This window comes from Escherichia sp. E4385 (assembly GCF_963883145.1).
In the GTDB taxonomy this organism is placed as follows: domain Bacteria; phylum Pseudomonadota; class Gammaproteobacteria; order Enterobacterales; family Enterobacteriaceae; genus Escherichia.
The window spans coordinates 228,690-248,790 of the sequence record NZ_CAWOOJ010000019.1; the positions used below are offsets into that span (position 1 = coordinate 228,690).

The window sequence follows — 20,101 nt, forward strand, 5'->3', positions numbered from 1 at the left end:
ATTATCTGATAAAGAGACTATAGCGCGGGATTGTTATTAGATAAAATTTATAATGCTAATAGCATATAAATAATTTTAATAAAAAAAATAAATAATTCTATTCGGTAACTGATTTTAGGATAAAGATCTCATCATACCCCATAACATAAACGGCGTTATGGCTCTCTTTCCTGCTAGCATTGTAAAGGACTAACACTATGCAAGCCTATGATCTCACTCTTCTCCCCTACCCTATCCACGAAAATATACCGCGCCAACAAGGTTGGTGCTTTGGCCTACCGCCAGGCATAACGCCCGAACAGTGGCCGCTGGATCCAAATAATGGTTTCCCATTGAATCATGGATTTACCCTGCTGTTGCCGGAAGATTATCGGATTTATGGGCCAGAGATTGTCGCGTTATCTTTCTTTGCTGTTGCGCCCGAGCACAACGATGGCGGAACACCATGTACAGAAGAAATATTGGATGTGTTTGAGAATTTTGAATCCTGCCCCCCACCTGAAGATCCAGAGCTTTATGTTTTCTGGCAGGCAGAAAAGCAACGACATCCACGGCTATTTCGGATGGAAGATATATTAGGCTGTTCTTATGCGGTGATTTTACTCACCCAGCACGAGTTCAACGGCCCATTTTGTGAGCCGCCTGAACTTATACCTAACCACTATCACGACCAGCAAGATACGCCAGAATGGCTGACTATCGGCAGTGCTTTTAGTTATTTTCAGGCTAACGTCAGGCCAAAAGATACGCCTGAAAGCAATTTTGTATACCGTAAAATGGGCACCATTCCTGAGCAGTCGCTGGCTTTCAATCTGGCGATTTCATGCGAGCCGCGCGCTTTTGATCCTAATGCGGGAATTAGCCCCACAGAAAGAAATAATACGGAATATCAGTCCATTCGATATTTTTCTAAAGATGCAGAGGGAAAAAGTAAATGTGAAACTCACCAGTGGCATAGTGCACATCTGCCCAATCATCTCGGTGGTTCAATGGCGCTCGTGCAGTCTATACCAAACGGAATGTCGCCTTATTATATTGAGTTTGAAGAGTATTTCGGTGGGTATAATTTCGGTGCAGGTAATGCCTGGCTGGACTTTAAAAATATGAAGTTTGATTTTAGTTGTTAAAAATGAGGGCTTATCACCTTGATAAGCCCTCGTACATAATTAGCTATTGCTCTCTTTCACCCGCTTGAAGTTCACATCCATTTGCGGATACGGGAAGCTGATGCCAGCAGCATCAAATTCACGTTTAATACGTTCCAGCACATCCCAGTACACGTTTTGCAGATCGCCACTGTTGCTCCAGGCACGCACGACGAAATTAATCGACGATGCGCCAAGTTCGTTCAGGCGTACTGTAATTTCACGATCTTTTAAAATACGATCTTCGGACTGAATAATATCGGTCAGGATCTGCTTAACCTGATCGATATCAGAATCATACGCTACGCCAATAATAAATTCGTTACGGCGCGCCGGCTCACGAGAGAAGTTAATAATATTACCGGCAATAATTTTACCGTTCGGAATAACAATAATTTTACCGTCTGCGGTACGCATGGTGGTGGAGAAAATCTGCACACTCTGCACAGTACCGGCAACGCCGCCGAGGTCAACATATTCTCCTGCACGGAACGGGCGGAACATAACCAGCAAAACGCCAGCAGCCAGGTTAGATAGTGACCCCTGCAAGGCCAGGCCTACAGCTAAACCTGCGGCACCGAGTACGGCAATGACCGATGCGGTTTGTACGCCCACGCGGCCCAGTGCTGCAATTAACGTAAAGGCGATAATTGCGTAACGGATTAATGCAGAAAGAAAATCAGCAACGGTGGCATCGATTTTACGGGAGATCATCAGGCGATTCACCGCGTTGGAAATCATCCGCGCGATAATCAAACCAACGATGATGATCGCGAGTGCCGCCACGATGTTTACAGCATAACTCAGCAACAGCGCCTGGTTATTTACCAACCAGGATCCTGTGCCGTTTATGCTATCGACAACTTTCAAATCTTCCATTCAATATTCCTTTTCAACTGACTTAAATTGGAGAAACATACTCCGCCGCCTCACGACGGGCAGTCTGACAAGGGTAAACAATAAAGCATAATTTTGCCAAATAGATCACAGATTTCTTAAGTACATCACCTTGCTTTTGGCGAAAAAAAGGTCCGCAGAGCGGGCCTCAGACAGATGACAATGTGCACTTTGTCATGCCGGATGCGGCGTGAACGCCTTATCCGGCCTACAAAACCTGAAAATTCAATATATTGCAGGATACGTGTAGGCCTGATAAGCGTAGCGCATCAGGCAATTTTGCTTTTGGCGAAAAAAAGACCCGCAGAGCGGGCCTCAGACAGATGACAACGTGCGCTTTGTCATGCCGGATGCGGCGTGAACGCCTTATCCGACCTACAAAAACCTGCAAATTCAATATATTGCAGGACACTTGTAGGCCTGATAAGCGTAGCGCATCAGGCAATTTTGCTTTTGGCGAAAAAAAGACCCGCAGAGCGGGCCTTGAGATAAGCAGAAAGGAATATCTTACAGAACGTCGATCGCGTTCAGTTCCTGGAATGCTTTTTCCAGACGAGCGATCATCGAAGTCTGACCGGCACGCAGCCATACGCGCGGATCGTAGTATTTCTTGTTCGGCTGATCTTCGCCTTTCGGGTTGCCCAGCTGGCCCTGCAGGTAAGCTTCGTTCGCTTTGTAGTAGTTCAGAACACCTTCCCAGGTCGCCCATTGGGTGTCGGTATCGATGTTCATTTTAACTACACCATAGCTTACGGAGTCTTTGATTTCCTGAGCAGTAGAACCGGAACCGCCGTGGAATACGAAGTTCAGGCTGTTGTGCGGCAGGTTGTGTTTCTTAGAAACATATTCCTGAGAGTCGCGCAGGATGGTCGGAGTCAGAACAACGTTACCCGGCTTGTAAACACCGTGTACGTTACCGAAGGAAGCTGCGATGGTGAAGCGCGGGCTGATTTTGCTCAGCTCGGTGTATGCGTAATCAACGTCTTCCGGCTGGGTGTACAGTGCAGAAGCGTCCATGTGGCTGTTGTCCACGCCGTCTTCTTCACCACCGGTGCAACCCAGTTCGATTTCCAGAGTCATGCCGATTTTGGACATGCGCTCCAGGTATTTAGAGCAGATTTCGATGTTCTCTTGCAGAGATTCTTCAGACAGGTCGATCATGTGAGAAGAGAACAGCGGCTTACCGGTAGCAGCGAAGTGTTTTTCACCCGCGTCCAGCAGACCGTCGATCCACGGCAGCAGTTTCTTCGCGCAGTGGTCGGTATGCAGGATAACCGGAACACCATAGTGTTCAGCCATCTGGTGAACGTGATGCGCACCAGAGATCGCACCCAGGATAGCAGCGCCCTGCGGAACGTCAGATTTCACGCCTTTACCAGCGATAAAGGAAGCACCACCGTTGGAGAACTGAACGATAACCGGCGCTTTAACTTTAGCAGCGGTTTCCAGTACGGCGTTGATGGAGTCAGTACCGACGCAGTTTACTGCTGGCAGTGCGAAGTTGTTTTCTTTTGCTACCTGGAAAACTTTCTGTACGTCATCACCAGTGATTACGCCAGGTTTTACGAAATCAAAAATCTTAGACATGTCTCTTGTCCTGTATCGTCGGGCCTTATACTCGCCATACCTCAAGTTGCTGTGCTGCAACTCGAATTATTTAGAGTATGAAAAAGTGCGTGCTTTAAAAGCGCGCTGCAACAAGGGCAGGTTTCCCTGCCCTGTGATTTTTTACTTCTTAGCGCGCTCTTCGAGCATCGCTACTGCAGGCAGTACTTTACCTTCCACGAATTCGAGGAATGCGCCGCCGCCAGTGGAGATGTAGGAGATTTTGTCAGCAATGCCGAACAGGTCGATTGCTGCCAGAGTATCGCCGCCGCCAGCGATGGAGAACGCTTCGCTGTCTGCGATAGCGTTAGCCACGATTTCAGTACCTTTGCGGAAGTTCGGGAATTCGAACACGCCAACCGGACCGTTCCACAGAATGGTTTTCGCATTCTTCAGGATTTCAGCCAGTTCCTGAGCGGAAGCATCACCGATATCCAGGATCTGCTCGTCAGCTTTCACATCGTTAACAGATTTCAGGGTAGCCGGTGCAGTTTCAGAGAACTCGGTTGCTACGCGAACATCAGACGGAACCGGGATGTTGCAGGTGGTCAGCAGACGTTTTGCTTCGTCAACCAGGTCAGCTTCGTACAGGGATTTACCCACATCGTGGCCTTGTGCCGCGATAAAGGTGTTAGCGATACCACCACCAACAATCAGCTGGTCAGCGATTTTAGACAAGGAGTCCAGAACGGTCAGTTTGGTAGATACTTTAGAACCACCAACGATAGCCACCATCGGGCGAGCAGGTTCTTTCAGTGCTTTACCCAGCGCGTCCAGTTCAGCTGCCAGCAGCGGGCCTGCGCACGCAACGTCAGCGAATTTGGCGATACCGTGAGTAGAAGCCTGCGCGCGGTGAGCAGTACCGAATGCGTCCATTACGAACACGTCACACAGTGCAGCGTATTTTTTGGACAGGGTTTCGTCGTCTTTCTTCTCACCTTTGTTGAAGCGAACGTTTTCCAGAACAACCAGTTCACCTTCAGCAACGTCAACGCCGTCGAGGTAATCTTTAACCAGACGAACCGGGTTAGACAGTTTGTCTTTCAGGTAGTTAACAACCGGCAGCAGAGAGAATTCTTCGTTGTACTCGCCTTCGGTAGGACGACCCAGGTGGGAAGTTACCATCACTTTTGCGCCTTGTTTCAGGGCCAGTTCGATGGTCGGCAGAGAAGCACGGATACGCGCATCGCTGGTTACTTTCCCGTCTTTTACTGGTACGTTCAGATCCGCACGGATAAATACACGTTTCCCAGCAAGATCCAGATCGGTCATCTTAATTACAGACATGGTGAATCCTCTCGTTGATTCTAAAAGTTTTGCAGACGCTGCTTGCGTCTTACCTGAAAGCAACAGTAGCCATAGCTAACGTCGTGTCGAGCATTCGGTTAGCAAAGCCCCATTCGTTATCGCACCAGACCAACGTTTTGATCAGGTGTGCGCCACTGACCCGGGTTTGGGTGCCATCGACAATGGCACTGTGCGGATCGTGGTTAAAATCTACAGAGACCAACGGTAATTCCGTATAGTCAACTATACCATGAAATGCATCTTGTGCTGCTTTTTGCAGCAACAGGTTGACTTCATTGGCTTTTACAGGTTTCTTCACCGTCACGCTTAAATCGATTGCCGTCACATTTATGGTTGGCACACGTACCGCAATCGCTTCAAAGCGATCGTTAAATTGCGGAAAAAATCGTGTGATACCGGCGGCCAGTTTGGTATCGACCGGAATGATCGACTGGCTGGCTGCCCGGGTGCGGCGCAGGTCAGGATGGTATGCATCAATAACCTGTTGATCGTGCATGGCGGAGTGAATTGTAGTCACAGTGCCGGACTCAATACCGTACGCATCATCCAACAATTTGATGACAGGAATTATGCAATTCGTGGTACAGGAAGCGTTAGAAACGATGCGGTGTTCCGCACGAAGTTGATCCTGATTGACGCCGTAAACAACGGTCGCGTCGAGATCGTTACTGCCAGGATGTGAAAAGAGCACTTTTTTGGCCCCGGCGGCAAGGTGCGCTTCGCCATGCTCGCGGGTGCCATATACGCCGGTGCAGTCGAGAACCACATCAACGCCTAGTTCACGCCAGGGAAGCGATTGCAGTGAACGTTCATGCAATACGCGGATGGCATCATCCCCAACAAAAAGTTGATCACGTTCCTCACGGACTTCCCATGCAAAACGGCCATGACTGGTGTCATATTTCAACAAATGCGCCATGCCCGCAGCATCCGCCAGTTCGTTGATTGCCACCACGGTAATTTCCGCACGGCGTCCTGATTCATACAAAGCACGAACCACATTACGCCCGATGCGACCGAAGCCATTTATCGCTACGCGTACGGTCATAGATCTCCTGCAAGGCTTTCCCTGAGCAAATTTGCCAGACAGAGTAATCCAGCAAATCGTTCGGGGAAACCTTACCTGTCGCAAACTGCGACTGATTGGTTAATTGTCGAACATTTAATCGACTGAAACGCTTCAGCTAGGATAAGCGAAACATGGAATAAAAGGAATGATTGTCCAGTCAAAGAAGACAATTATCTGACTTGCGTCACGTTTTCCGGCCTGATGCGTTGGAATTTATTCCACTTTGCAGAATCACGAATAAGCGTAGCAAAATCTTTTCGTTGTGCCGTCATAAACCCTGACTTATATCAGAATATGACTGATGCAGCGTCGATATTCACCCGTAGCTGTCATCATTAAGGTCAAATTTGCAGGCAGACTCTCTTCAAGCACCCGGCGAACATTCGGACCGTCGGTACGTTCATAAAAGGCTTCTGCGTCTGCCAGCGATAACCCCCCCGCCAGCTTGCGCCCCACCAGCCGTTCACGCAATGCAGCTGCGGGCGCGTTGATAAAGATCGAAAAATCACAAAATTGCGCAAGCTGGCGCCACTTCTCATCATCCAGCAACAACCAGTTTCCTTCGACGATGATTATTGGTGCGGTAACGTGCAACGCATCTTCTACCGGATCATGTTTTTGTCGATCGTACTGCGGCCACGTACAATCCCCTTCCACGACCTGGCGCAGATTTTCCGCCAGTTTCGCCACATCGAACGTCTCTGGTGCGCCTTTGAAGGGGCGCAATTGATGCGCATCCAGCCAGCTATTGTAATGGTGAAAACCATCCATCGGCAGCGTCTGAATAGCGGGCAGTTCCGGGTCTTGTTGCGCGAGATATTCCCAGAAGGTAGTTAATGTAGATTTACCCGTCCCCGGCGGAGCGCAAAGAAAAACCACCGTACGTCGCTGCGGATTTACCGCCTGTAAGGCCGCCAGCATACGCAGTAGCGGTTTATGTACATTCTCAATTTCATCATCAGAGTACTGCGCCTGTACCTTTAGTCCATTCACCGTCAGTTCGATTTTCACGGCGTTAATTCCTTTAAAGTTGTCGTTACTGCCAGCGTCAGCGCCGTTTTGACCATCCCGCTAAAACGCGCCTCTGACCAGACGGCGAAATCGGCGAACTTCATCGCTTTTAACGCATCATAGAGCGTCGCATTTCGGGTTATGCTATTGACATTGCTGATAAAATCCCAGGTTATATCATCGGTAAATCCGGGCGTTTCATCCTGTTCGTTCAGGTAATGCCAGAACTGGGAAAAGTGCGTGATATCGGCATACAGCCATTTATCCATTTTCCCCAGCGCATAAATCAAACGCAGCGCAACATCAATATCGTCAAGCGGGCCGCTTTGGGCGAGTAACGGCTTCACTGCATATTCCACGATCTCTTCATCGTTATCGACAAACAGCGACGGCAGAAACTGGCGTATCCCCAGGAGCAAAATAGAATGCGCAGTTTTCATAAATGACAATAAATTGTCCTGTGCGTCCAGTTGCTCAAGCACATCATCTTCTGTCAGCGTCGCCATTCGTCTTCCGATAGATCACCATCAATGCAGGGAGTCTATTATATTACACGTTTGGTCCGCGCCGCCGATCAGTAATGTCTGCGTCCGCACCCCATTCGCCGTCTGTTGGATACCGTTCACCAGCTCGCCGCCCGTCACGCCCGTAGCGCTAAAGAGGATATCGTTCCCCCTCACCAGTTCGTCGAGCGAGTACACACGGTTGACTTCAACACCCATCTCCTTACAACGCTTACGCTCCTGTTCTGCGATTTGCCGATTTTCGGTGTAGTCACCTTTGGCCTGGCAAAAATCGATTAATTCCGCCTGCATATCCCCACCCAACGCTTTAACAGCACAGGCAGAAATAACGCCTTCCGGTGCGCCACCGATGGTGTACATCACATCGTAAGGATTATCCTGCCAGCAGGTCAGCACGCTGGCGGCGACATCGCCATCCGGCAGGGCAAAAACCTTCACGCCCAGCTGTGTTGCTTCCTCAATTGCGGCTCTCAGGCGCGGTTTATCCAGCGTAACCATGCGCAGCTTGTCCAGCGGTTTGCCTAACGCTTTCGCCACGTTGCGCAGGTTGTCCGCCAGGGGCAAAGACAGATCAATCACCCCGGCAGCCAGTCGATTAACAACCAGCTTTTTCATATACATATCGGGCGCATGTAACAGGCTATCTCGAGGGGCGAAAGCCATGACCGCCAGCGCATTGCTCTGCCCCATCGCCACCATCCGCGTGCCTTCAATGGGATCAACCGCGATATCGACTTCTGGCCCATCACCTTTGCCCACCTCTTCACCAATCCACAGCATCGGCGCATGGTCAATTTCTCCCTCGCCGATAACCACTCGCCCACGAAAAGCGACGTCGTTCAACGCCTGGCGCATCGCGGTGACCGCCAGGCCATCAATTTTATTTTTGTCGCCACAGCCGGTTTGCGGCCAGGCAGCCAACGCTGCCTGTTCCGTAACGCGAAATAATGGCCACGCCAGGGACATCATTGCGCGGCCTCCCCAATATCAACGCCAAATTGCGCCAGCAGATATTTCTCGGCCTGTTCATTCCAGATGCCGTGCGTTTCCTCAACCAGCCGCGCCAGCTCTTTAAACAGCCGATCGGTTTTGCCTTTTTCGGCAAAATCGGCAATGGCAGTGAGCGGCATGGTCACGCCGTTATAAATGAGTTTTTTGCCGCCGGGGATATCCGGCAGATTGAGCACGGTTTCTGGCACCGCATCCAGGCCACCGATATGGGTCACCATAAACGACGGCTGCAACTGCCCCGTGGCGCTAAGGGCAATCGCCTCTTTCATGTCATCCGTTGAACCACCGGATGTACCGACGACGTGAGTGCTGTTGTAATGGACGTTGTAGAAATTAAACGGCACTTTGAAGTTTTTATCCGTCGGACCGGCAAAGAAGTTCAGGCAGCCATCTTCCGCCAGTAATTCATCCGCCATTTCAACAACAGCAGGCACCGCCGCATAAACAAAAATGTCATCGAACCCGGCATCATCCGTCAGCGCCCGTAGCATCTGGACAGGATCGCTCATCCCTTTGGTATTCACATACACCAGCTCAATGCCTTTACTGGCCGCCAGCTCCACTGGCAGCAACTTCTGCACCTGCGCCAGACGTTTGTCGTCGATATCGACCACCACCACCCGCGACGGTTGTATGCCGCCGTTAATGGCATAATCGATAGCGCCAATTCCCATCGGACCTGCACACGCCAGCAGTGCAATATTGCCGCCAGGTTTGACGCCCATGCGATGCTTATAAACATATTGCGTGGTGTGATAATTGGCATGATAAGCGCCAATAATGCAGCACATAGGCTCTGCCAGCGACGCCGCTGCAAAATAAGAGCCGTGATACGGTAATACGCAGCCCAAATTAATGGCTACCTCTGGAATAATCATATAGGTGGCGTTACCGCCAAAATATTCGTAGCTGTAGCCCGCTGAATATCCGCTTGGTAACCCCATCGCCGGTTGCAATACAAAACGCTGACCTTTTTTATATTTGTCGGTGAGATTTTTACCCACTTCGACAATAACCCCGGCACATTCATGCCCGGTAATGACCGGATGATTTTCTAAATCGTCGGGTACGCGTTTATGTTCACTACCGAGTAACGCCGCTTTCCAGGTCGATAAACAGACGCTGTCAGAAATTACACTCACCAAAAGTTCGTTTTCAGTAATTTCTGGCAATTCAAATTCGCGCAGACGGACATCCCGCTTGCCATAAATAGCAGCAACTTTGGTTTTCATTTTTACCTCTGCAATCAGTTTTTATGTTCGGCGGTTAATTGATTAAATAAAGTGTCGAGTTTTGGATCGCCAATATAGTTATTAATCAATATCAGTGGTTTATCCGTCACACGTTTCACGCGCCCTTCCAGACTGGCATGAGTAACGACGATATCCGCATCCGCAGGCACGTTTTCTATGGCGTAATGTTTTACTTCAATTGTCAGCCCTGCTTTTTCCAGGCGTTTACGGAAGGTGGTTGCGCCCATCGCGCTGGAGCCCATCCCTGCATCGCAAACAAAGGCAATACGCTTAACACGGCTTAACGAGAATGCGCCTTCCTGCTTCATTGCTTTAACCGCATTGGCTGACTCGGTAAATTCATCTTCGCTCTCAGTCTCCACTGTTTTTTCCATCTTCAGTATCAGGGAAGTGATGACAAAGGACACCAGCGTGCCTACCGTAACTCCGGCAATTGTCGCCAGGAACGAGCCTTTCGGCGTCAGCGCCAGGTAAGCAAAGATAGAACCTGGGCTTGGGCTTGCAACCAGACCACCGTCCAGCAAATTAAACATCCAGGTGCCAGACATACCGCCCGCAATCATGGCGATAATGGTCAACGGCTTCATCAGCACATACGGGAAATACAGTTCGTGGATCCCACCGAGGAAGTGAATAATCATCGCACCAGGTGCAGAGCGCTTACTCATCCCTTTACCAAACAGAGTGAATGCCAGCAGCAGCCCTAAGCCTGGCCCAGGGTTGGATGCCACCATAAAGAAGATGGATTTGCCATTAACTGATGCCTGTTGCATCCCCAACGGGTAATAGACGCCCTGATCTATCGCGTTATTGAGGAAAAGCACTTTCGCCGGTTCATTGATGACTGACAGCAGGGGCAGATAACCCGCATGTACCAGCGCCTCAATACACTCTTTGACGAAAGTATTGGCAATTAACACCGCCGGGCCGATAACTTCAAAACCCAGCAGACAAAGGAGCATCCCCGCGATACCTAATGAGAAGTTATTGATAACCATCTCAAAACCAGCAGGTATGCGTTTTTCCAGTGCTTTATCGATATATTTTATGACCAGCCCACCTAACGGTCCCATGATCATTGAGCCAAGGAACATCGGAATTTCAGCACCGACAATAACGCCAATCGTCCCTATTCCGCCCATGACCGCACCGCGTTTACCTCCGACCAGATGACCACCTGTAGAACCAATCATCACGGGCAATAAATAGGTAATCATCGGGCCGACAATTTTGGCGAAATGTTCGTTAGGCAGCCAACCAGTAGGAATAAATAATGCAGTAATAAAACCCCAGGCAATAAAAGCACCAATATTGGGGATGACCATTGCTGTCAAAAATCCCCCAAAAGCCTGGACCTTTGCACGAGCAGACTTGTTTTCCATAATATTATCCTGTAGAGGAGAGAGTAATTATCCGCAGTTGATTATGTCCGCTAATTGTTTTTCTGATGTTGCTGTTAATAGTTGTTCGAGTATTTCTTCTTCGCACAGTAATTCACTTAACGCCTGAATAGCGCCAATGTGCGAATCAGCATCGGCAGCAGAGAGTCCGATGAGTAATTTAATCGGTTCGTCATTCCCCGGAAAATAAACGCCTTGTTTAAGTAACGTCAAAGACATCCCGGTTTTAAGCGCCCCACATTCCGGTCGCGCATGAGGCATTGTCACGCCTGTTGCGAGAATATAATAAGGGCCATTGTTAATGGTGGAATCTTTAATTGCCTGAATGTAATTATCGCTGATATAGTTTTTATCCAGCAATGATACCATCGAGAAATCGATAGCTTCCTGCCAGTCTTTTGCTGAATGTATAACTGAGATTGATGATTCTGGAAAATAATCACTAAGCCGCATAAATTATCCTTATTTTATTTTTAGGGTACCGTCCGGCGGTAAAAATAAAATACTCGTGCGGTTTAATGAAAGCAATTGGGTACGCGAGAAGAAAAACCCCATAAACCAAAATAATAAAACCTTAAATAACAACAATATGAAATTGATATTTTTAAAGTCAATTTTGTATTTGCTATGTTTATCACAAAATCAACATTTTATTTGTTATTGTATTTGTGATGCATATCTCTTTTTATTTATTGAATGTTCGAAAACATACTTTTCTAATGCAATGTTTTTTCGCTATACCCCTTTATAGATTCTGAATTCTCACCTGTCGGCTGTTTTCTCCTCCCCTCATGTGACATATTCCCACACTTTACTCAAGGAAGATTGTCATGAAAGCACCTGTTTCTATAACCTCATTTCGCCCACAAAAATCTATTGCTATCGCCATTGGCGTGCTTGCCGTGGTTGTGCTGCCATTTCTCTCGTATTACACCGTTAATGAAGGTGAACGCGGCATTTTGCTGCGCTACGGAAAAATCGTAAAAGTTGCCGAGCCGGGTCTGGGTTTTAAGATCCCTTTTATGGAAAGCGTGGAGAAAATTTCCACGCGTAATCAGGCTGTGGTCTATCAGGGATTACAGGCCTACAGCCGCGACCAGCAACCGGCACAAATGACAGTATCAGTCAGCTTCCACATAAAACCTTCAGAAGCAGGCGCGGTTTATACCACCTACAACACCATTGAAGCATTAAAAGATCGTCTGATTGTCCGTCAGTTGCCAACTCAACTGGAGAACGTTTTCGGCCAATATACCGCCATCAGCGCCGTACAGGATCGTACAAAACTGGTTCAGGATCTGCAAAATGCCATGCGCAAAGCCGTTGTTGGGCCAGTGGTAATTGACGGGGTCCAGATTGAAAACATCGATTTTTCTGACGCTTATGAAAAGTCGATTGAGGACCGAATGAAAGCAGAAGTCGCCATTGCCACGCGTAAGCAAAATCTGGAAACAGAGAAAATCCAGGCGCAAATTGCGGTAACTCAAGCCCAGGCAGAAGCAGACAGTAAACTGGCGGCAGCCAAAGCAGAAGCGGAGACTATTCGCGTAAGAGGCGCGGCCGAAGCCGAAACTATTCGTTTAAAAAGTGCGGCTGAAGCAGAAGCTATCCGCCTGCGCGGGGAAGCTCTGCGGGATAATCCCGGACTTGTAGCCCTCACCACTGCCGAACGTTGGGACGGTAAGCTGCCCGATACCATGATCCCCGGCAGCACCGTTCCGTTTATCTCTACTAAGTAAAAAAAGGGCCGCTTTCGCGGCCCTTCTCACAAAGCATCTTACCGATTACAGCAACGCTTTTGCTTTCGCAACAACGTTGTCAACGGTGAAGCCGAACTCTTCAAACAGCAGCTCAGCCGGAGCAGATTCACCGAAGGTGGTCATACCGACGATAGCGCCGTTCAGGCCAACATACTTGTACCAGTAGTCTGCAATACCCGCTTCCACTGCAACGCGTGCGGAAACCGCTTTCGGCAGTACGGATTCACGGTAAGCCGCATCCTGTTTGTCGAATGCGTCGGTAGACGGCATGGAGACCACGCGCGCTTTCACGCCTTCGGCAGTCAGTTTTTCGTAGGCAGCAACCGCCAGTTCAACTTCAGAACCGGTGGCGATGAAGATCAGTTCCGGCTGACCGGCACAGTCTTTCAGCACATAACCACCGCGCGCGATGTTTGCCAGCTGCTCTTCAGTACGTTCCTGCTGCGCCAGGTTCTGACGGGAGAGGATCAGCGCGGTCGGGCCGTCCTGACGCTCAACGCCGTATTTCCACGCGACCGCGGATTCAACCTGGTCACACGGACGCCATGTAGACATGTTCGGGGTCACGCGCAGAGAAGCGACCTGCTCTACCGGCTGGTGAGTCGGGCCATCTTCGCCCAGACCGATAGAGTCGTGGGTGTAAACCATCACCTGGCGCTGTTTCATCAGCGCAGCCATACGTACGGCATTACGTGCGTATTCCACGAACATCAGGAAGGTGGAGGTGTACGGCAGGAAACCACCGTGCAGGGAGATACCGTTAGCAATCGCGGTCATACCGAACTCGCGAACACCGTAGTGGATGTAGTTACCCGCAGCATCTTCGTTGATTGCTTTAGAACCAGACCACAGGGTCAGGTTAGACGGTGCCAGGTCAGCGGAGCCGCCGAGGAATTCCGGCAATAGCGGACCGAACGCTTCGATAGCATTCTGAGACGCTTTACGGCTGGCGATTTTCGCCGGATTAGCTTGCAGTTTAGCAATGAACTCTTTCGCTTTCGCGTCGAAGTCAGACGGCATCTCGCCTTTCATACGACGGGTAAATTCAGCGGCTTCCTGCGGATAAGCTTTGGCGTAAGCAGCGAATTTCTCGTTCCATGCGGATTCTTTCGCCTGGCCTGCTTCTTTCGCATCCCACTGAGCATAGATTTCAGACGGGATTTCGAACGGCGCATATTTCCAGCCCAGCTGTTCGCGGGTCAGGGCAATTTCAGCGTCGCCCAGCGGCGCACCGTGGGAGTCGTGCGTACCGGCTTTGTTCGGGGAACCGAAACCGATGATGGTTTTGCACATCAGCAGGGACGGTTTGTCGGTCACTGCGCGCGCTTCTTCTACTGCGCGTTTGATGGATGCCGCGTCATGACCGTCGATGTCGCGAATAACGTGCCAGCCGTAAGCTTCGAAACGCATTGCGGTGTCGTCGGTAAACCAGCCTTCAACGTGACCATCGATAGAAATACCGTTGTCATCGTAGAACGCAATCAGTTTACCCAGCTTCAGCGTACCCGCCAGAGAGCAAACTTCGTGGGAGATGCCTTCCATCATGCAGCCGTCACCCATGAAGGCGTAGGTGTAGTGGTCGACAATGTCGTGACCCGGACGGTTAAACTGCGCCGCCAGCGTTTTTTCTGCAATCGCCATACCGACTGCGTTGGCAATACCCTGACCCAGCGGACCGGTGGTGGTTTCCACACCAGCGGTGTAACCCACTTCCGGGTGACCCGGAGTTTTGGAGTGCAGCTGACGGAAGTTTTTCAGTTCTTCCATCGGCAGATCGTAACCGGTGAGGTGCAGCAAGCTGTAGATCAGCATGGAGCCGTGGCCGTTGGACAGCACGAAGCGGTCACGGTCAGCCCAGGACGGATTCTGCGGGTTGTGTTTCAGGAAATCACGCCACAGGACTTCGGCAATGTCAGCCATACCCATCGGGGCGCCCGGGTGACCGGATTTGGCTTTCTGTACTGCGTCCATGCTCAGCGCACGAATAGCATTGGCAAGCTCTTTACGTGAGGACATTTTGACTCCAGATCGGATGATGAAGGGCACGCCCTTAACGACTTGACGACAGCGCGTTTTGGGCTACGCCGGAAAATTTGCCAACAATTTACCGCAAGCCGCGCGTCATGTACATGGAACATCCTTTTGCCGTTTCAGAAATCTCTGGATCATGCTCGCATGTTGCGCAATCTGCTCGCCCGTCCGCTGCGCTTTTTCTTATACTTAGGACGAGCGTCGATTCACCTGCAAACGGCGCATTTTTAGAATAATCCTGACCTTGTGCGGAAGAGAAAACATGAAAATTCGCGCCTTATTGGTAGCAATGAGCATGGCAACGGTACTGACCGGTTGCCAGAATATGGACTCCAGTGGACTGCTCTCATCAGGAGCGGAAGCTTTTCAGGCTTACAGTTTGAGCGATGCGCAGGTAAAAGCCCTGAGCGATCAGGCGTGCCAGGAGATGGACAGCAAGGCGACGATTGCGCCAGACGGTAGCGAATACGCTAAACGTCTGACCACTATTGCTAATGCGCTGGGAAATAACATCAACGGCCAGCCGGTAAATTACAAAGTGTATATGGCGAAGGATGTGAATGCCTTTGCGATGGCAAACGGCTGTATCCGCGTCTATAGCGGCCTGATGGATATGATGACCGATAACGAAGTCGAAGCGGTGATCGGTCATGAAATGGGCCATGTGGCGTTAGGCCATGTGAAGAAAGGGATGCAGGTAGCACTTGGTACAAATGCCGTGCGAGTAGCTGCGGCCTCTGCGGGCGGGATTGTCGGCAGTTTATCGCAATCACAACTCGGTGATTTGGGCGAAAAATTAGTCAATTCGCAATTCTCCCAGCGCCAGGAAGCAGAGGCGGATGATTATTCCTACGATTTGCTGCGTCAACGCGGCATCAGCCCGGCAGGTCTTGCCACCAGCTTTGAAAAACTGGCGAAACTGGAAGAAGGCCGCCAAAGCTCAATGTTTGACGACCATCCGGCATCCGCCGAACGCGCCCAGCATATTCGCGATCGTATGAGCGCGGATGGAGTTAAGTAAAGCCTACGGGTGCCGAACGTAGGTCAGATAAGGCGTTCACGCCGCATCCGACATGAATGGCACATTTGCTACCTTGTGCGCATTGCCGGATGCGATGCTGGCGCATCTTATCCGGCCTACGGGTGCCGAACGTAGGTCAGATAAAGCGTTTACGCCGCATCTGACATTAATGGCACATTTGCTACCCCGTGCGCTTACTCGCCCTTTTTCGCCGCCTGAATATACAGCATCTCCAGCGCCAGCGTCGCCGCAGCCAGAGCGGTGATTTCAGACTGATCGTATGCCGGAGCCACTTCCACTACGTCCATCCCAACGATGTTGAGATCTTTCAGGCCGCGTACCAGTTTAATGGCGCGATCGGAGGTCAGGCCGCCAATTACCGGCGTACCGGTTCCCGGCGCGAAAGCAGGATCCAGGCAGTCGATATCAAAGGTCAGGTAAACCGGCATATCACCCACAATCTGTTTCACCTGGGCGATAACGTCATCCACGCTGCGATCGTTCACCTGGCAGGCGTCCAGCACGGTAAAGCCGTTGTCTTTATCAAACTCGGTACGAATACCAATCTGCACGGAATGATTCGGGTCGATCAGACCTTCTTTCGGCGCAGTATAGAACATGGTGCCGTGGTCAAATTCACAACCGTTCGCGTAGGTATCGGTGTGGGCGTCAAAGTGTACCAGCGCCATTTTGCCGAAATGCTTCGCATGAGCGCGCAGCAGCGGCAGCGTCACAAAATGGTCACCACCGAAGGAGAGCATACGCTTACCGGCAGCCAGCAGCTTCTCGGCGTGTGCCTGCAGTTTCTCGCTCATCTCACGGGCATCGCCGAAGGCATATACCAGATCACCGCAGTCCACCACGTTCAGACGCTCACGCATGTCGAAATTCCACGGGAAGCGGTTGTGTTCCCAGGCCAGATTCGTCGAAACCTGACGGATAGCTGCCGGACCGTGGCGACCACCCGCACGACCAGAAGTGGCCATATCGAACGGCACGCCAGTAATCACCCAGTCAGCATCGCTGTCATACGGCTGGAAGTTCATCGGCAGGCGTAAAAAACCAAAGGCGTTGGAAACCAGTGAGTTATCGTATTGATGACCTAAGGTGCTCATGGATGGACTCCTATTACAAAGTCGATATAAAAAAACCCTTCCGCGTCGTTAGGCCCGACGAGGAAGGGTTGGATTTGCGAAACACAAGTTTGTGCTAATTATCGCCTTAAACGGGCGAGGCATCAAGCGAGGTTGCTATTTACGGCACGGCGGCGGCGCATAGCCATTGTTGTCTGCCGGAAACGCTTGTCCAGAGCACGGCGGCAGCGCGTTTTGCGCCGGGCCTTGTAATTCAAAGGCGGCAAAGCCGATTACACCGGTATTACGCACATCGCCTTGCGCCGAATTGGCTGCGTAGGAATCAGCAACGTTGGCGAACTGAAAAGCCGCTTCGGTATGTTTATCTTTGCGGAATCCTTTAATCGCTAACGAATCTCCGGCATTCACAATATAACCGTTGTTATTCAGCGAACCTTGTTTACCATTCAGAACATCCAGGCCATCAACCGTAGCAACGATCTCGTAGTTGGTGTTACGACTGTAATTGCGGACATATAATTGATAATTCATTCCTACTCTGGCATGGACAATATAGCGTGGTTCATTATTTGATGAATCATAAACCCGCGTAATAGGTAGAGAATTAAAATTACCATCGCGAATAGCATATTCCAGTTCGTTAATACGAATGCTATAAACGCGGTCGTAGCCGGAAGGAACATTAGTCGAATAACTAATAACGATCATCTCCGCCGGATCGCGCCAGGCTCGCTCAGCAGATACGCCCTGAACCGTTGAGTGCACATCCCCACCCCAGGCGGTGCCGACATTGCCAGATGCGCTGCTATTATACTGCGCATTACTGGAACAACCAGCCAGCAGCACGATTAATGCCACCAACGCGCTACGTACTTTCCATTTTTTCATAACCGTTCCCTCTGCATTTAATTAATGCAGCGATTGTAGGGAGATTATTTAAGAATAAAAGCAGCCAATTTATTTTTAAGAATATATAAAAATAAAGCGGACCGATTCGGCAAAACAAATCGCCCCGCCAGTGGAATAATCTTAATTATTCATCTTCAAGATAGGTATAACCGTACAAACCTGCCTCGAATTCTTCCTGGAACTGTTGTTGCAGTTCAGCGCAGCCATCCGGGAAAAAGCTTCTCCAGCGCAAAAGTAGGGCACGGGCTGTCGATATCCAAAGTCAGATAGCTCGGCATATCACCAACAATCTATTTCGCCTGGACGATAATATCATCCACACAGTGATCGTTCACCTGGCAGACATCCAGCACGGTAAAGTTGTCGTCTCCATCGCACTCAATACGAATAGTTCAAGTCGTTCAGATCTTCTTACAATGCGGCAGTGGCCAAACTCACAACTATAGGTATCGATATGGGCATCAAAGTGTGCCTGCGCTATTTTGCTGACAACCAAAGTAGTTTGTAGACAGTGAGCTACCATATTGATGACCTAATGTGCTCATAGATGGGCTGTTTTTACAAAGTCGATATAAAAGCCTTCTTCGTCAGGCCCGACGAAGAAGGGTTGGATTTGGTAGGAGTGAATTAAGAAGAATTATCGCTGGTAGTCTGCACAAATCAGGTCAATCAGAGCAAAGGCAATAGCCGTTACACTTCCTATGTTTGAGGTCTCACTAAAAATAAATTTACGGCTATGGTCGGGCCGCTGTACCGTCAGGAGTACGCGCTAATGTCCAGCCAGGAATACCGCCATTAATTGGCCATGCTTTTGCTTTATTTTCATCCATTTCAATACCCAGTCCTGGTTTATCACTCACATATGCAAAACCGTCCTTAATCTGGATGCAGCCTGTAAAAACATCTTGCAGCGCCTCATTGACTGGCGTGTATTCCTGAATACCAAAATTACTCGAACTTACAGACAAATGCATGTTAGCGGCTACCCCCACAGGAGAAATGTCTCCTGGTCCATGCCATGCTGTTCTAACTCCAAACATTTCACTCAAAATCGCCAGTTTTCTTGCTGGTGTGATCCCGCCAATTGAACTGACATGGCAGCGAATAAAGTCAATCTGTTGATTAATAATTAATGGTTTATATTCATTAATATTCGTGAATAACTCCCCTATAGCAATAGGAGTTGACGATTGTTGACGAAGTACTTTCAACCACTCCAGGTTTTCCGGGGCCACAGGATCTTCAAGATAAAAAAGTGAGTAAGGTTCAAGTGATTTTGCTAATTGGATTGCGTTAATGGGGCTTATGCGTTCATGAACGTCGTGGATAAATTCAATGCCAAAACCAAACTTATTACGCAAATGATCGAACAAACGAGGAACGCTTCTGGCATACGCTTCCGGATCAAAATAGATGCCAGCAGTTTTGTTGGCTGGCGAGCGTTTCGGTTGAATGTTTTTTGCTCTGGCTAATTTACTGGCAATAAGTTTCAGATCATCGGTTCCAGCCCCACCATACATCCCCATCTGACAGCGAACGTACTGATACCCCTCTGCTATAGCGCTGTGGATATTATCTTCAACTTCAATCTCATCAGCCCCGTCAGTATGGCGGTATAATGGCACGCCATCACGGCATTTCCCCCCCAGCAATTCATAAACAGGGAGTCCGGCGACTTTTCCCTTTAGATCCCACAAAGCCATATCGATCCCTGACAAGGCATTATTCATAATTGGGCCACTACGCCAGTAACCGCTTACACATGCTGATTGCCAGATATCTTCTATACGAGCAGGATTTTTCCCAATCAAGAAAGGCTTCATATACTCATTTACAGCCTTTTCCACTGCCACTATCCGCTGAGTAAACGTAGCGCATCCAAGCCCATATAAGCCAGGTTCATTCGTTTCAATTTTTACAACGGCCAGATCGATCCCACCGGGTGCAGTAAGGATCGTTCTGACATCTGTTATTTTCAGATTCTGCATATTCATTTCCACTGTAGTTAGCCGATTCGCGCAACCTGTCAGTTGTCCTACATGTGGTATGGAGCAGTATGAGCT

General features: G+C 49.6%; 17 protein-coding genes and 2 pseudogenes. 3 read left to right on the plus strand and 16 right to left on the minus strand.

The annotated features are described in order from the left end of the window. The first annotated feature begins 197 nt into the window (after positions 1–197). The gene (locus tag AACS80_RS19975) at positions 198–1,127 is read left to right on the plus strand and encodes a hypothetical protein (RefSeq protein WP_135410367.1); all 930 of its coding nucleotides are present in this window, start codon (positions 198–200) and stop codon (positions 1,125–1,127) included. Positions 1,128–1,166: 39 nt separating this feature from the next. On the opposite strand, the gene mscS is transcribed toward AACS80_RS19975, so the two are convergent. From mscS to cmtB, 10 genes are all read right to left on the minus strand, one after another. Next, entirely contained in the window at positions 1,167–2,024 is an 858-nt protein-coding gene (mscS, locus tag AACS80_RS19980; RefSeq protein ID WP_135490316.1) for a small-conductance mechanosensitive channel MscS, read from the minus strand. A 525-nt stretch (positions 2,025–2,549) separates the two neighbouring features. Further along, on the minus strand, positions 2,550–3,629 hold the full coding sequence (gene fbaA, locus AACS80_RS19985) for a class II fructose-bisphosphate aldolase (protein WP_000034372.1): 1,080 nt from the start codon (positions 3,627–3,629) through the stop codon (positions 2,550–2,552). Between the two features lie 141 nt (positions 3,630–3,770). Further along, positions 3,771–4,934, minus strand: a complete 1,164-nt coding sequence (gene pgk / locus AACS80_RS19990) for a phosphoglycerate kinase (RefSeq protein ID WP_130258045.1) — start codon at positions 4,932–4,934, stop codon at positions 3,771–3,773. A gap of 49 nt (positions 4,935–4,983) precedes the next feature. Beyond that, positions 4,984–6,003: an erythrose-4-phosphate dehydrogenase gene (gene epd, locus AACS80_RS19995; RefSeq protein ID WP_135410368.1), complete on the minus strand. Its 1,020-nt coding sequence runs from the start codon at positions 6,001–6,003 to the stop codon at positions 4,984–4,986. Positions 6,004–6,306: 303 nt separating this feature from the next. Continuing rightward, positions 6,307–7,035 carry a nucleoside/nucleotide kinase family protein gene (locus AACS80_RS20000; protein WP_135407784.1) on the minus strand — a complete coding sequence of 243 codons (729 nt, stop codon included), beginning with the start codon at positions 7,033–7,035 and terminating at the stop codon, positions 6,307–6,309. Further along, complete coding sequence (fumE, locus tag AACS80_RS20005; protein WP_130207875.1) at positions 7,032–7,541, minus strand: fumarase E; 510 nt, start codon at positions 7,539–7,541, stop codon at positions 7,032–7,034. Before fumE ends, AACS80_RS20000 begins: the two co-directional genes overlap by 4 nt. Before the next feature lie 21 nt (positions 7,542–7,562). Then, entirely contained in the window at positions 7,563–8,528 is a 966-nt protein-coding gene (glpX, locus tag AACS80_RS20010) for a class II fructose-bisphosphatase (RefSeq protein WP_130259413.1), read from the minus strand. Then, positions 8,525–9,802 carry a zinc-binding dehydrogenase gene (locus AACS80_RS20015; RefSeq protein ID WP_138183939.1) on the minus strand — a complete coding sequence of 426 codons (1,278 nt, stop codon included), beginning with the start codon at positions 9,800–9,802 and terminating at the stop codon, positions 8,525–8,527. The genes glpX and AACS80_RS20015 overlap by 4 nt, the downstream gene beginning before the upstream one ends. Before the next feature lie 14 nt (positions 9,803–9,816). Further along, positions 9,817–11,205, minus strand: coding sequence for a PTS mannitol transporter subunit IICB (gene cmtA, locus AACS80_RS20020; RefSeq protein WP_135410369.1), 1,389 nt, complete (start codon positions 11,203–11,205; stop codon positions 9,817–9,819). Between the two features lie 27 nt (positions 11,206–11,232). Then, positions 11,233–11,676, minus strand: a complete 444-nt coding sequence (gene cmtB / locus AACS80_RS20025; RefSeq protein ID WP_135410370.1) for a PTS mannitol transporter subunit IIA — start codon at positions 11,674–11,676, stop codon at positions 11,233–11,235. A 377-nt stretch (positions 11,677–12,053) separates the two neighbouring features. On the opposite strand from cmtB, the gene AACS80_RS20030 reads away from it, so the two are divergent. Continuing rightward, the gene (locus AACS80_RS20030) at positions 12,054–12,962 is read left to right on the plus strand and encodes a prohibitin family protein (RefSeq protein WP_000646923.1); all 909 of its coding nucleotides are present in this window, start codon (positions 12,054–12,056) and stop codon (positions 12,960–12,962) included. Between the two features lie 45 nt (positions 12,963–13,007). Here the strand turns inward: AACS80_RS20030 and tkt are convergent, their stop codons facing one another. After that, complete coding sequence (gene tkt, locus AACS80_RS20035) at positions 13,008–14,999, minus strand: transketolase (RefSeq protein ID WP_135410371.1); 1,992 nt, start codon at positions 14,997–14,999, stop codon at positions 13,008–13,010. 277 nt (positions 15,000–15,276) lie between these two features. On the opposite strand from tkt, the gene loiP reads away from it, so the two are divergent. Then, positions 15,277–16,035 carry a metalloprotease LoiP gene (gene loiP, locus AACS80_RS20040; RefSeq protein WP_135410372.1) on the plus strand — a complete coding sequence of 253 codons (759 nt, stop codon included), beginning with the start codon at positions 15,277–15,279 and terminating at the stop codon, positions 16,033–16,035. Positions 16,036–16,229: 194 nt separating this feature from the next. On the opposite strand, the gene speB is transcribed toward loiP, so the two are convergent. From speB to AACS80_RS20055, 5 genes and pseudogenes are all read right to left on the minus strand, one after another. Continuing rightward, positions 16,230–17,150, minus strand: a complete 921-nt coding sequence (gene speB / locus AACS80_RS20045; RefSeq protein WP_000105566.1) for an agmatinase — start codon at positions 17,148–17,150, stop codon at positions 16,230–16,232. A 135-nt stretch (positions 17,151–17,285) separates the two neighbouring features. Continuing rightward, entirely contained in the window at positions 17,286–18,017 is a 732-nt protein-coding gene (locus AACS80_RS20050; RefSeq protein ID WP_000758912.1) for a hypothetical protein, read from the minus strand. 145 nt (positions 18,018–18,162) lie between these two features. Further along, positions 18,163–18,237: pseudogene (locus AACS80_RS24010) on the minus strand (hypothetical protein); the annotation flags it as partial. Positions 18,238–18,265: 28 nt separating this feature from the next. Further along, positions 18,266–18,427 (minus strand): annotated as a pseudogene (locus AACS80_RS24015) (agmatinase); the annotation flags it as partial. 345 nt (positions 18,428–18,772) lie between these two features. Continuing rightward, positions 18,773–20,026 carry an enolase C-terminal domain-like protein gene (locus AACS80_RS20055; protein WP_138183940.1) on the minus strand — a complete coding sequence of 418 codons (1,254 nt, stop codon included), beginning with the start codon at positions 20,024–20,026 and terminating at the stop codon, positions 18,773–18,775. Positions 20,027–20,101 lie beyond the last annotated feature (75 nt).

Excerpts from the sequence above, each read along its gene's own strand:
- AACS80_RS19975 (WP_135410367.1), top strand. The coding sequence starts at position 198 with ATGCAAGCCTATGATCTCACTCTTCTCCCCTACCCTATCCACGAAAAT.
- mscS (WP_135490316.1), bottom strand. The coding sequence starts at position 2,024 with ATGGAAGATTTGAAAGTTGTCGATAGCATAAACGGCACAGGATCCTGG.
- fbaA (WP_000034372.1), bottom strand. The coding sequence starts at position 3,629 with ATGTCTAAGATTTTTGATTTCGTAAAACCTGGCGTAATCACTGGTGAT.
- pgk (WP_130258045.1), bottom strand. The coding sequence starts at position 4,934 with ATGTCTGTAATTAAGATGACCGATCTGGATCTTGCTGGGAAACGTGTA.
- epd (WP_135410368.1), bottom strand. The coding sequence starts at position 6,003 with ATGACCGTACGCGTAGCGATAAATGGCTTCGGTCGCATCGGGCGTAAT.
- fumE (WP_130207875.1), bottom strand. The coding sequence starts at position 7,541 with ATGGCGACGCTGACAGAAGATGATGTGCTTGAGCAACTGGACGCACAG.
- glpX (WP_130259413.1), bottom strand. The coding sequence starts at position 8,528 with ATGATGTCCCTGGCGTGGCCATTATTTCGCGTTACGGAACAGGCAGCG.
- AACS80_RS20015 (WP_138183939.1), bottom strand. The coding sequence starts at position 9,802 with ATGAAAACCAAAGTTGCTGCTATTTATGGCAAGCGGGATGTCCGTCTG.
- cmtA (WP_135410369.1), bottom strand. The coding sequence starts at position 11,205 with ATGGAAAACAAGTCTGCTCGTGCAAAGGTCCAGGCTTTTGGGGGATTT.
- cmtB (WP_135410370.1), bottom strand. The coding sequence starts at position 11,676 with ATGCGGCTTAGTGATTATTTTCCAGAATCATCAATCTCAGTTATACAT.
- AACS80_RS20030 (WP_000646923.1), top strand. The coding sequence starts at position 12,054 with ATGAAAGCACCTGTTTCTATAACCTCATTTCGCCCACAAAAATCTATT.
- tkt (WP_135410371.1), bottom strand. The coding sequence starts at position 14,999 with ATGTCCTCACGTAAAGAGCTTGCCAATGCTATTCGTGCGCTGAGCATG.
- loiP (WP_135410372.1), top strand. The coding sequence starts at position 15,277 with ATGAAAATTCGCGCCTTATTGGTAGCAATGAGCATGGCAACGGTACTG.
- speB (WP_000105566.1), bottom strand. The coding sequence starts at position 17,150 with ATGAGCACCTTAGGTCATCAATACGATAACTCACTGGTTTCCAACGCC.
- AACS80_RS20050 (WP_000758912.1), bottom strand. The coding sequence starts at position 18,017 with ATGAAAAAATGGAAAGTACGTAGCGCGTTGGTGGCATTAATCGTGCTG.
- AACS80_RS20055 (WP_138183940.1), bottom strand. The coding sequence starts at position 20,026 with ATGCAGAATCTGAAAATAACAGATGTCAGAACGATCCTTACTGCACCC.